General features: G+C 51.7%; 11 protein-coding genes. 10 read left to right on the forward strand and 1 reads right to left on the reverse strand.

What is annotated here, in order from left to right; genetic code table 11:
* The 3 genes from QM579_RS03240 to QM579_RS03250 all read left to right on the forward strand — a co-directional run.
* A partial coding sequence (locus QM579_RS03240; protein ID WP_414997784.1) for an NAD(P)/FAD-dependent oxidoreductase occupies nt 1-820 on the forward strand: 820 nt, incomplete at its 5' end.
* The gene (locus tag QM579_RS03245) at nt 813-1,544 is read left to right on the forward strand and encodes an outer membrane protein assembly factor BamD (protein ID WP_414997785.1); all 732 of its coding nucleotides are present in this window, start codon (nt 813-815) and stop codon (nt 1,542-1,544) included. The genes QM579_RS03240 and QM579_RS03245, both read left to right, overlap by 8 nt.
* Nucleotides 1,545-1,597: 53 nt before the next feature.
* A complete protein-coding gene (locus tag QM579_RS03250; RefSeq protein WP_414997786.1) occupies nt 1,598-3,046 on the forward strand; it encodes a cation diffusion facilitator family transporter in 1,449 nt (482 codons plus the stop codon).
* A gap of 18 nt (nt 3,047-3,064) precedes the next feature.
* Here the strand turns inward: QM579_RS03250 and yihA are convergent, their stop codons facing one another.
* Entirely contained in the window at nt 3,065-3,664 is a 600-nt protein-coding gene (gene yihA / locus QM579_RS03255; RefSeq protein ID WP_414997787.1) for a ribosome biogenesis GTP-binding protein YihA/YsxC, read from the reverse strand.
* 188 nt (nt 3,665-3,852) lie between these two features.
* On the opposite strand from yihA, the gene efp reads away from it, so the two are divergent.
* The 7 genes from efp to QM579_RS03290 form a co-directional block, all read left to right on the forward strand.
* Nucleotides 3,853-4,410, forward strand: coding sequence for an elongation factor P (efp, locus tag QM579_RS03260; RefSeq protein ID WP_183719803.1), 558 nt, complete (start codon nt 3,853-3,855; stop codon nt 4,408-4,410).
* A 66-nt stretch (nt 4,411-4,476) separates the two neighbouring features.
* A complete protein-coding gene (locus QM579_RS03265) occupies nt 4,477-7,014 on the forward strand; it encodes a DNA translocase FtsK (RefSeq protein ID WP_414997793.1) in 2,538 nt (845 codons plus the stop codon).
* Between the two features lie 60 nt (nt 7,015-7,074).
* Nucleotides 7,075-7,752, forward strand: coding sequence for an outer membrane lipoprotein chaperone LolA (lolA, locus tag QM579_RS03270; RefSeq protein ID WP_414997788.1), 678 nt, complete (start codon nt 7,075-7,077; stop codon nt 7,750-7,752).
* Between the two features lie 124 nt (nt 7,753-7,876).
* Nucleotides 7,877-8,098 (forward strand): hypothetical protein, encoded by a 222-nt coding sequence (locus QM579_RS03275; protein WP_414997789.1) that lies wholly within the window; start codon nt 7,877-7,879, stop codon nt 8,096-8,098.
* Nucleotides 8,099-8,129: 31 nt separating this feature from the next.
* Nucleotides 8,130-9,599: a 30S ribosomal protein S1 gene (locus QM579_RS03280; RefSeq protein WP_414997790.1), complete on the forward strand. Its 1,470-nt coding sequence runs from the start codon at nt 8,130-8,132 to the stop codon at nt 9,597-9,599.
* A 14-nt stretch (nt 9,600-9,613) separates the two neighbouring features.
* Nucleotides 9,614-11,041: a DegQ family serine endoprotease gene (locus tag QM579_RS03285; protein ID WP_414997791.1), complete on the forward strand. Its 1,428-nt coding sequence runs from the start codon at nt 9,614-9,616 to the stop codon at nt 11,039-11,041.
* Between the two features lie 198 nt (nt 11,042-11,239).
* Nucleotides 11,240-12,429: phosphoglucomutase (locus QM579_RS03290; RefSeq protein WP_414997792.1), on the forward strand; the 1,190-nt coding region annotated here is incomplete at its 3' end.

A 12,429-nucleotide genomic window follows, 5' to 3' on the forward strand; every position in this document is an offset into this window, starting at 1 on the left:
CTCAGGTGGCCAATTGCTGCAGACCGAGGCGCTGGAGAACTATCCGGGCTTTCCCAAGGGCATCAAGGGCTACGAACTTGCTGACCTTTTCACTGAGCATCTTGAAGGTTTGACGGTAGACAGGCCCGCCATTGTAGTGGAGTCCATTACCGGTTCGGCGGGCCAGTTTACCGTGCATACTGCTGACGAAGATTACCTGTGCAAAACAGTGCTTGTATGCTCAGGCGCCAAGCACCGCACCCTTGGCCTGGAGGGCGAAGAAAAGCTGCGTGGTCGCGGCCTCTCTTACTGTGCTCTTTGCGATGGAAACTTCTATCGCAACCAGACCGTAGCCGTAGCTGGCGGCGGTAATGCTGCCCTGGAAGAAAGTCTTTATCTATCAAAAATTGTCGGCAAAATACACCTTATTCATCGGCGTGACAGCTTTCGCGGGCTCAAAGCCTACCAAGACAGACTCGAAAGTATGCCAGAAAAGGTAAATATCATGCGCAGTTCGGTTATTACTAAACTGCATGGTGATGTTGCGCTGACAGGTCTGACCGTAAAGAATCTCCAGACCGGCAATGAAGAGCTGTTGCCAGTTGATGGGCTTTTCGTCTATGTAGGCTTTGCTCCTGTTACAAACTTTCTGCCGCAAGGCATTGAGCTCGATGAACAGGGCTTTATAGTGACTGATACTGAAATGCGCACCAATATCCCCGGCATCTTTGCCGCTGGCGACATTCGCTCAAAGCTATGCCGCCAGGTTATCACTGCCGCCGGCGATGGCGCAACCGCCGCACAAGCGGCATTTGTATTCTTGGAACAGCTCCATGCATAAAAAATTGTTACGCTCCTTTCTGCTTGCCATGAGTATCTTCATGGTATCCGGTTGCGGCATCATTGACATGATTTATTTGCCGCCCGCCGAAGACACTGCGCAGGAAATTTTTGAAGCCGCCAACGACGCCATGAGTGAAAAAAATTATGTGCGTGCCGTGGAGCTGTATAACAAACTGCGTGATACTTACCCATTTAGCCCTTATACCATAGATGCAGAACTTTCTTTGGGTGACGCCTACTTCCTTGATGAGGAGTACGAGCTTGCCACTGAAAGCTACAAGGATTTTGAATCCCTGCACCCACGGCATGAGGCCATTCCCTATGTGCTGTATCAGACTGGCATGTCCCTGATGAAGCAATTCCGCTCTGTTGACAGGGCCACTACAGAGCTTCAGGAAGCTTACGATTACTTCAATCGTTTGCACCAAATGTACCCCGACTCTCCGTACGCCAAAGGCGCGGAAGAGCACATGCTGACTTGCCGCAAACTCATGGCTGAGCACGAGCTTTATATTGCTGATGTGTTCTGGCATATGAAAAAATACGGCCCCGCATGGCATAGATATGAATTTATAATGAAGAACTTCCAGGATGTGCCGGAAGTGGCTGAGCATGCCAAAGAAAAAAGCTTGATGGCCTACCACTACTACAAGGAAGAGCAGGCCAAAGAGACACGCCAGAAGCGGCAAGGCTCTTGGAGAGACTGGTTCAAATGGTTGTAAGAACGTAGATCAAAGCCCCTTCGGGGGCTTTTTTTTACCAATGGAGTCACCCAATGGTCGAGTCGTTGGAAGCTGGTGCTGAAAAAAAACGGGCGGCGCTCACATCGCTTTGGGCCGCCTTTGCCCTCACAGCCGTTAAACTTATCGTTGGCTTGCAAACCAACAGCCTTGGCATCCTGTCCGAGGCTTTGCACAGCGGCCTGGATCTTCTGGCTGCAGCCATCACGTTGGCAGCTGTGCGCATAGCTTCCAAGCCAGCTGACGCACGCCATCCCTATGGTCATGGCAAAATAGAAAATCTTTCCGCGCTGGCCGAGACGCTACTTTTATTCCTTACCTGCATATGGGTTGTGTATGAAGGGGCACAGCGGCTTATAGCTGGCGATACTCCTGTGACGCCTTCATTGTGGGGCGTGGGGGTTATGGCCCTGTCCATCATCATTGACGTGAATAGAGTGCGAATCCTGCGCCGTGTGGCTAAAAAATATAAAAGCCAAGCACTTGAAGCAGACGCATTGCATTTTTCAACAGATATTCTGTCTTCAGCAGTGGTACTTGTGGGCGTTCTTGCGGTTTGGGTGGCTTCTGAACTCAGCCTGCCAGCCCCTTTGCATGAAGTGCTGGTTCAGGCCGATACGGTAGCGGCTTTGCTGGTGGCGTTAATTATTTTTCGTGCAAGCGTTCGCATGGCGATGCAAGCAGTAGACACGCTTATGGATTCAGGATCTACTCGTGAACGACTGGCAATCATTACAGCTGTAACAGAAGTACAGGGCATTACCGACGTTCGCGATGTGCGCCTGCGCTCTAGTGGGCCCATCAATTTTGTGGATCTGACGGTAGGTGTGGAGCCGGGAATCAAGGTTAGCGAAGGACATCGACTGGCGCATGAAGCGGAACAGGCGGTGGCTCTGGTGCTGGATGGAGCGGATGTTACCGTTCATGTTGAACCGCACAGCGCTAATGAAGACAGACATTGTGACCCCTTCGCTCTGGTGCAGCACACGGCATGGAGTCATGGCCTTGCCGTACACAATGTGCACATTCTGCGCTCTGCTGAGAGCTGCCATATTGAGCTGCATATTGAGCTGCCCGGTAGCATGCCCTTTGGCCAGGCATACAAGAGAGTCAAAGATTTCGAGGATGCCTTGCATGCGGCACTTCCCCAAGTGGAAGTGGTGAGTCACCTTGAACCAGAGGGGGCGGCTTGTGCCCTGGCCTACGGAGCTTCTGTGTCCCTGTGCTATGCAGAGATGGCGTGGCGTGAAATTGAATCTGCCGTGTCAAAAGAGCCCCTGGTCACAGCTCCCCACAAATTCTCAACGTACGAGCTGCCAGAGCAGGGTGTCTGCATTTCCTTTCATTGCGATGTTGATCCAGTTTTGAATGTAGAAGAGGCGCACACAATATGCATGCGCCTCGAAAAGCAATTACGTATCAGCATCCCGCAGCTGGGACGCATCATTATTCACATGGAACCAGGCACAAAGCCCGCTGCATGAAAACCCGATAAACTCTTGCTACAGTGCTTTGATGATCGGCGCTTCAACTCCTGCGGCTTCAGCTAATGAGCGCCACAAATTTTCAATGCCGAAGCGACTACTTGATGAAGTCAGCACGGGGCAGATACCAACGATGTCTTGCCATTCTTTTTGCCTGAATGCGCGTTCCTTCTGGTTGCATTTATCAACTTTCGTCAGAATCGGCACCAAAAGCAGACGATTTCTTTGGGCAAACGCAGCCAGATTTAAATCTAGCTGCTGGGGAGGCAGGCGGCAGTCAAGCAACAAAGCCAAGGCCTTAAGGCTGGAACATTCAACCAGGTATTTTTCCAGCAACCGAGCCCATTTTTCTCTTTCACTGTGACTGGCGCGGGCGTAGCCATAGCCAGGCAAATCCACAAGATAAAAGCCCAATGGCTCTACCATGTAAAAATTGACAGAGCGCGTTTTGCCCGGGGTAGAGCTGACCTTGGCCAACTTCTTTCTTCCAGCCAGTGCATTGACGAGAGAGGACTTTCCCACATTTGAGCGGCCAGCAAGGGCTATCTGTGCTTCAGGCCGGGCCGTCAGCTGATCTAATGTATAAGCAGTGCTTTCCAGCGTAAGACTGATAGCCATAAAAACCTCATGTGATACTTGAGAGTTGAGTGTTGACAAGTGCTCGACTTTCGGCAAATATTTACTGTTCGGAAACGTGATTTTCTTAAAATTGCTTCTGGACAAGGTAGCCGCTCTTGCCCTTGTTGGCAAATGTCCGGCCTTACTGCCAGTTTATGCCGGTACGCGGCGACACGTAGGAGGTAACTATGTATTCAACCACGGATTTTCGCAAGGGCCTTAAAATTGAAGTCGAAGGCACGCCCTACGAAATTGTGGATTTTCAGCACTTCAAGCCCGGCAAAGGCGGTGCTATGGTGCGCACCAAGCTGCGCAACATTCTCACTGGACGCATGCAGGACATCACGTTCCGGTCCGGCGAAAAGGTCGGCAAGCCTGACCTTGAAACCCGCGACATGCAGTTCCTGTACCGTCAGGACGATGAGCTCATTTTTATGGACATGACCACCTATGAGCAGATTCAGATGCCCATCTCCACCACGGATGGCAAAGAAGGCTTTTTGAAAGATGGTCAGGAATGCCGTGTTCTGCTTTACAGGGGCAGCCCGCTGGATATCGACATCCCCGTTAGTCTGGTACTGACGGTTGTGGAAACAGAGCCGGGCGCCAAAGGAGACACGGTCAGCAACGTCACCAAGGCCGCCAAGCTTGAAACAGGTCTTGTCGTGCAGGTGCCCATTTTCGTAAACGAAGGTGACCGCGTTAAAGTGGACACCCGCTCCAAGGAATACCTGGGCCGGGAATAATGACTGGTTCGGGAGGGTAACCCTACGGACGCCCATAAATTTAGCCGCGAACTTCTTGGCCTTTTTCTGCTTTTCTGGGCACTGTTGCTTTTGCTCAGTTTGCTCAGCTTTGACGCAGCTGACCCCAGCCTCAACCATGTGGTTAGCGGGGCTGTTGACGTGCATAACAAAGCAGGTCTCTTTGGCGCATATACCGCTGGCTTTCTTAATGATGTGTTTGGCGTGGCCGCCTTCCTGTGCCCTTTGGTTTTCGGGGCACTGGGAGCGGCCTACGTTTCTCCTGCCTATGGTATGCACTGGTGGCGCTGGTGCGGCTTCTTTTTTCTGACAATTTGCTTGCTTGTAGCTGGCGCAGCTTGGGATTTCTCCATCGGCGACGTCTGGGGCGGCGGCATGGTTGGCAGTGCCTTGCACAGCAACGCCAGCCGCTATCTCAGCCCTGGCGGCTCGGCCCTTGTCTGGATTTTCATTTTTCTTGCTGGGCTTCAGCTGGCGTGGAACATATCCTGGTTCACCCTGGCGGGGCGTTTGCTTCATCTGCTGCGTGACAAGCTGGAAGCCCGGCTTGAGTCAGTAGATGGAGAAACCGCAGGCAATGAAGAAAAAAAGTCAGTAAAAACAGATCCGAAACAGGTCCGAGGCCGCCTCCAAGTGCAGCCAGAAATAGTTCAGCACTCTCTTAGCCCGGCGCAAGAAGAAAAACCTGCAGCCAAAAGAATCTTCAAACTTTCTTGGCCCAACTGGTCTTTTCTGGCCCGATGGCGCGATAAGTTGGGAGATATTCACCCAACCGCTGACTCTCTGCCTGACGTTTATGATGAAAAAATTTCTGCCTCTGACAGACCAGTGATGGACGGTGTTGAGTCCACAGCTCCTTTGGTGCCTGCACACGAAACGCACGATGACGATCCGTTTGCAGTTGCCCAGGATTTAAACGGACAACCACTGGTGAAAGAAGGAAATAAATCTGCTCGCCGTCTTCACACATCATCTGCGGATGTGACTTCGCAGGAAAGTTCAGAAGCTCTTTATGCCGAAACCGACAGCACTTTTTCGGACGATGAGCCTGCCGATGCTGCAACAGCTGCCGAAAATCACTCCCCAGCAAAACGACAAGCTTCCCCGCTTAAGTCAGGGCTTGCAGCTGTAGTAACTGCTCCTTTTAGAAAAAAAGCGGCAATCCCCTTGCCAGGTCTTGACCTGCTGGCTTTGCCATCTCCGCAGTCGGGCGGACTCAGCCGGGAAGACCTTCAGGCCAGGGGGCAGGCTTTGATGGCTTGCCTTAATGATTTTGACATTCAAAGCGAACTTGTGCGCATAACCCCCGGCCCGGTGGTTACCATGTTTGAAGTTCGCCCGGCTCCCGGTATTCGGGTAAGCCGCATTTCCAACTTGACCGACGATCTGGCGCTGGCCCTCAAGGCTGTAGCCATACGCATTCAGGCACCCATTCCTGGTTCTGATACTGTTGGCATCGAAATTCCCAATGAATTACGGGAAACTGTGAACTTTCGGGAATTGGCCGCCTGCGAAGCATTCCGCACTGGTTGCGGCCCGTTGACTATGATCTTGGGCAAAGACATAGCAGGCAAGCCCTTCATGGCCGACCTGACCCGCATGCCGCATCTTCTTGTGGCTGGAGCCACCGGCGCGGGGAAAAGTGTATGCCTTAATGGCATCCTCGTCAGTTTGCTTTACCGTACTCAGCCGCAGGACATGCAGCTCTTGCTCATTGACCCCAAGCGGATTGAAATGGCTGTATACGCTGATGAACCCCATTTGGTGCATCCCGTTGTTACCGAAATGAACGAGGCCAAAAACGCCTTGGAATGGGCTGTGCACGAAATGGACCGACGGTACGCGGCCATGGCCCGCCTTGGAGTTCGCAACGTTTCTAGCTTTAACCAGAAACTTGCCGCCTATAAGAACGATCTGCCTCCTGATTTTTCGGATCTGGAGCCTTTACCTTACTTGGTTATTGTTATCGACGAGTTGGCCGACCTTATGATGACCGCTGCACGTGAAGTAGAAACAAGTATTGTGCGCCTGGCACAACTTGCGCGCGCTGCTGGCATTCATCTTATTCTGGCAACGCAACGGCCCAGTGTTGACGTGGTCACAGGCCTTATCAAGGCAAACTTTCCTTGCCGCATTTCATTTCAGGTTACCTCCAAACACGATTCTCGCACAATCCTTGATCAGGTTGGTGCAGAACACCTGCTTGGACGCGGCGACATGCTGTTCAAACCCAGCGGTGGACGGCTGCAACGCCTGCACGGCCCATTCCTAAGCGATGAGGAAGTGCAGGACGTGGTTGACCACTGGAAGCGCCATTTGAGTCCATCTTACAAGGTTGATTTTGCTCAGTGGGGACTTGACGCCGCTATGGGCGGCGCAGGGGGCGGAAGCGGAGACGCTGCCAATGATCCTTTGTATGGCGAGGTACAGGCCTTTGTGAGCGAACAAGGCCGGGCATCCATATCCCTAGTACAGCGCCGCTTCAAGATCGGTTTCAACCGGGCTGCGCGCTTGGTAGAACAACTTGAACACGATGGCATTATAGGGCCTGCGGACGGCAGCAAACCTCGCGCAGTTGTAAAATAAATTCAGACCATGAAGTATTCTGCCATTCGGTTAAGGCCCCATGCGGGCCGTGGAGGTTATATGCGTACAGTGCGCGCAATCGTGGCTACAATGGCCTTAAGCCTTTTCATCGCCCCGTCAGTATCGGTTCAGGCTCAGGATATGGCTGTAGCCATTCAGGCCAGATACGAAAAACTGGGCTCATTTGCTGCGGATTTTGAGCAGACGCTCACGCACAAAGAAAGTGGTTCTGTAGAAAAACGGCAGGGCAAATTGCTGTTCAAAAAACCTTTGCTGATCCGCTGGCAAACGGCCAGTCCTCGCGAAGAAACTTTAGTGGTTACAGGCAAGGAAATCTGGAATTACCTGCCTGAAGAAGAGGTTGCCTATCGCTACCCACCCAGTTTGGTTCAGGATTCACGCAGCATTATCCAGGTGATCACCGGTCAGGCGGCCCTGAACAAAGATTTCGAAGTAAAACCTGAAGGCAAGGAGGGTGGCTTGTCAAAGTTGCGCCTCTTCCCTAAAGAGCCCGCTCCACAAATGGTTGAAGCCGTCATATGGGTAGAACCGGAAACAGGGTATATCCGCCGTGCCAATATTTTAGATTTTTATGGCAACGGCAATGAGATACTGTTCACCAGCTTCACGCCTGACGTCAGCATAAAAGCTTCGGAATTCACGTTTGCGCCTCCCAAGGGCGTAGAAGTTGAAGACCGCATTGAAAGCAAGGTGCCGGAAAAGGAATTATTCCAGTAGAGACCACGCCAACGTCAATGACTGATAATTTCACCAGAGCAACTCCGTAACAAAATCTTCACCAAGTGGCACATGGATATATTCAACCAGCTGATTATGCACACCTTTAAATAATAGAAAGGCCGTGACGCCGAAGTGCGCCACGGCCTTTCGTCAATTGAACAGCCTTGGTTTATGTTTTGCCAGTGCAAGAGTAGCAGGGCATCTTTATTTGAATGAAGTTGATCAACGCCGCAAACCAGGTGCAAAATATTTTATCTTTTTAAAATATCAAACAAATGTTGCACCAAAGCAGACAAAACATCGTTGTTTTCTGATGGCGTATAAAGTATTATCACCAACTTGAGCAATTAGCCCAGCTTTAAGGAGCAGGAAATATGACCGAGGAAAAATTCGCGGCCTCCATGCAGGAGGAAGGCGTTGAGGATTTTGCCGCTATGCTGGCAGCCCACGAAACATCTGGACACCGCCTTCAAACAGGGCAAAAAGTTACTGGTACTGTTATTGCCGTAACTGGTGACAGCGTTTTTATTGACGTGGGCATAAAGGTTGACGGCATTATGGAGCGTAAAGACATCCTTGACCCTGACGGCAAGGAAACCGCGGGCCCCGGCGACACCGTGGAAGCATGGGTTGTCGGCGTGTCTTCCCAAGAAATTCGCCTTTCCCGCTCCATGAGCGGCAGCGGTGTCGCTGCGCTTGAAGAAGCCCGGGATGCTGCCCTTCCCGTAGAAGGCCGTATCGCCGGTACCTGCAAAGGCGGCTACACGGTTGAAGTTATGGGCAAGACCGCCTTTTGCCCCGGTAGCCAGATCGGCTTGGCTGCATCGGAAGAAGCGGATTCTCTTGTAGGCCGTATGCTGCAATTTCTTGTTATCAGGGTAGAGAACAGGGGACGCAATATCGTAGTTTCCCGCCGCGCCCTGCTTGATCGCGAACGCCAGGCTCAACTTGAAGTTCTGCTTGAAAAACTTGAAGTTGGCGCTACTGTTGAAGGCAAAATTTCACGATTCGCGCCTTTTGGTGCTTTTATGGAGCTGGACAGCGCCGTTGAAGGCATGATCCATCTTTCCGAACTTTCATGGTCTCGCGTGGGCGCACCCGATGAGGCCGTGTCCTTGGGAGATACCGTTCGCGCCAAAGTTCTTTCCATCAGCAAAAACGATAAGGGACAGGTTCGAATTTCCCTTTCGCGTAAACAGGCTGAAGGCGACCCTTGGCAAGAAGTGTCACAAAAGCTTGAAGCTGGAACAGTAGTGCAGGGCAGAGTGGTGCGCCTTGCTCCTTTTGGCGTTTTTGTTGAAATTCTGCCAGGCATTGAAGGCCTTGTGCATATTTCAGAACTGTCATGGACCAAGCGTGTAACCAAACCTGAAGAAATCGTTCAGGCTGGTGACAACGTTGCTGTAAAAATCAAAGACATTAACAGTGAAACCCGTCGCATATCCCTGAGTTTGCGCGAAGCAGAAGGGGACCCTTGGCAGGATGCCGCACAGCGCTTTGCTGCGGGCTCACTTGTACAGGGTATAGTGGAAGGGCGCAGCCCCCACGGCCTTTTCATTACACTGGCACCTGGCATTACTGGCCTTTTGCCTGCCGGAGTTATCAAGAATTCCAAAAACTCTGGGCAGTACAGCAAATTGGACAAGGGCGACAGCGTGGCCTTAATAGTACAAAATATCGATACCGCCATGCGCCGCATCAGCCTTGCTCCTGAGGGCACTGAAGCTTCGCCTGCTGCTGATGATAGGGCTTGGAAACAGCACGCCAACCTTGGCGCAACATCTGGAAACACGGGATTAAACACACTGGCACAAGCTTTGCATAAAGCCATGCAAAACAAGTAACTAGGAGTTTATCCATGCTTATAAAAAAATGCCTAACGGCTCTGCTAACTGTTACCCTTGTGGTGGCTTCGCAGTTTGCCCAGGCAGCCAACCTGCCGGACTTCAGCGAACTGGCCGCAAAAAGCGGCCCTGCTGTGGTTAACATCAATACTGAAAAGATGGCCACCAGTGGTGGCTCTGAAGAGCTTTTTGGTGAGATGTTCCGCAATATGCCTCCCGGCTTTGAAAAGTTTTTTGACCAGTTTGGTGGAAAACGCGATGGCAAGCGGCCTCAATCCAAACAAAAATCGCTCGGTTCCGGCTTTTTGGTGTCGTCCGACGGCTATATAGTCACCAACAATCATGTGGTGGCAGATGCAGACGTTATTCGCGTCACCTTGGACCAGGATAATGGCAAGAGTGAGTCTTTCACGGCTACCCTTATCGGCGCGGATGAAGAAACAGATTTGGCTCTGCTCAAGGTAGACATCAAAAAAGATCTGCCGTTCTTGATCTTTGGCAATTCTGATGAACTTAAGGTCGGCGAATGGCTGTTAGCCATCGGCAATCCTTTTGGTCTTGATCATACCGTAACCGCGGGCATTCTGTCGGCCAAAAACCGCAACATTCATGCCGGTCCTTTTGACAACTTTCTTCAGACTGACGCATCCATTAACCCTGGCAACAGCGGTGGCCCGCTGTTGAACATGCAGGGACAGGTGGTGGGCATCAATACTGCCATTATTGCCAGTGGGCAGGGCATCGGTTTTGCCATTCCCAGCAACATGGCTGCCAAGATCATCGACCAGATTAAAAGCGGCAAGAAAGTCAGCCGAGGCTGGATCGGCGTGACGATTCAGGATGTCGAAGAAAATACTGCAAAGGCCCTAGGCATGAAAGACGCCAAGGGTGCGCTTATTGGCAGTGTTATGGAAAATGAACCTGCGGCCAAGGGCGGCATGAAGGATGGCGACATCATTCTGGCTGTAGACGGCAAGAATATTGACGATGCATCCGCTCTGTTACGAGCTATTGCCGAAAAGGTTCCTGGCAGCCAAGCTGTAATCAAGGTTTGGCGTGACGGCAAAACACTTGATCTTACAGTCACGCTGGGTGAACGCCAGTCTGCCTCTCAGGCTGCTGCCGGAGGCAAGGGAGAAGCTAAGCAAAACGAAGGTATGCTTGGCATTGCTGTTCGTCCCCTCAACGATACAGAACGCCGGGATATGAAGATTGACAAAAACGAAGGACTGCTCATTGTGGATGTGGCTGCAAATAAGCCCGCTGCTGAAGCAGATCTGCGTCCTGGTGATGTGATCCTCAAGGCTAATTTGAAGCCGGTGAACACCTCCGAGGCTCTGTCAAAAATTGTGAACGACGAGGGCGTCAAGCGCGGTGCTATCATGCTGCAGATCTCGCGGCGTGGGGATGTTTATTTCCGCACTGTGCCTCTTGGCAAATAGCGTCGGCAATCACGCCAACTCTTGATCTCTGGGCCGCTCCATTTGGGGCGGCCTTTTATTGTTAACATCGAACGAATGTACGAACTATTTTGAATAGTCCTGTGCCCAGCGTTCGCGTAATACCCGCATTTTAACCCGCGCTGAGCGTGACAACTCATAATCCGCTATGTTATTTACAGCAAGAGTGGAGGTCACACTATGCCCGTAGTTCATGCCAAAGCTGGCACGCTGCCAATACCGGAAGATCTGGAAAACATTCCAGCTCTTGTCAGTGCCTACTTTACCGAATTTCCCAATCCCACAGTTCCTGCACAACGTGTTTCGTTTGGCACCTCTGGGCATAGGGGCTCTTCATTACTGCATACCTTTAATGAAGAGCATATTTATGCCATCACGCAGGCCGTGTGTGACTACCGCAAGGTCAATGGAATAGACGGGCCGCTTTTTCTTGGCGGGGATACGCATGCTCTGTCTGAAGCGGCGTTTCGTTCGGCGCTTGAGGTCTTGGTGGCCAACGATGTGCAGGTTTATGTGGCTCCCTCTGGAATGTACACAGCAACGCCTGCTATCTCGCATGCCATATTGCGGTGGAACACAGGCCGGACTACAGCGTTGGCCGACGGCATTGTAATTACACCCTCGCACAACCCCCCGCGTGATGGCGGCTTCAAGTATAATCCGCCGCATGGCGGGCCAGCGGAAACTCATGTTACCGATCAGATTGAAAAAAGTGCGAACATATACCTTGAAAAAGGTAATCGTGGCGTTCAGCTGACTCATTTGCGAGCCGCCCTCAGCTCATCACTAGTGAAAGAGTACGACTTCATCCGCACTTATGTTGACGACTTGCCCAAAGTGCTGGATATGAAAGCCATTGCAGCCTCGGGATTACGGCTGGGAGTAGACCCGCTGGGCGGTGCAAGTCTGCAAATGTGGGAACCGATAGCTGAAGCATATGGCATTGAAATTACAGTTGTTAACAAGGCGATAGACCCCACATTCCGCTTTGTGCCTTTTGACAAGGATGGAAAAATCCGTATGGATTGTTCCTCCCCTTATGCCATGAGCGGTCTGCTGAAAATGCGTGACTGCTTTGACTTGGCTGTGGCCTGTGATCCCGACTCAGATCGGCACGGCATTGTCACCAACCAGGAGCTTATGAATCCCAACCATTTTCTGTCTGTGGCTGCATGGTACCTGTTTCGCACAAGAACTGCATGGTCAGCTGACGCTGGCATAGGCAAAACCCTTGTCACCAGTGCATTGCTGGACAGAGTGGGGCAGGATATTAACCGCCCAGTTGTAGAAGTACCGGTGGGCTTCAAATGGTTTGTGCCTTATCTTTTGAATGGACGCTGCGGGTTGGGCTGCGAAGAAAGCGCTGGGGC

The organism is Desulfovibrio sp. (genome assembly GCF_047607245.1).
Lineage (GTDB): Bacteria > Desulfobacterota > Desulfovibrionia > Desulfovibrionales > Desulfovibrionaceae > Desulfovibrio.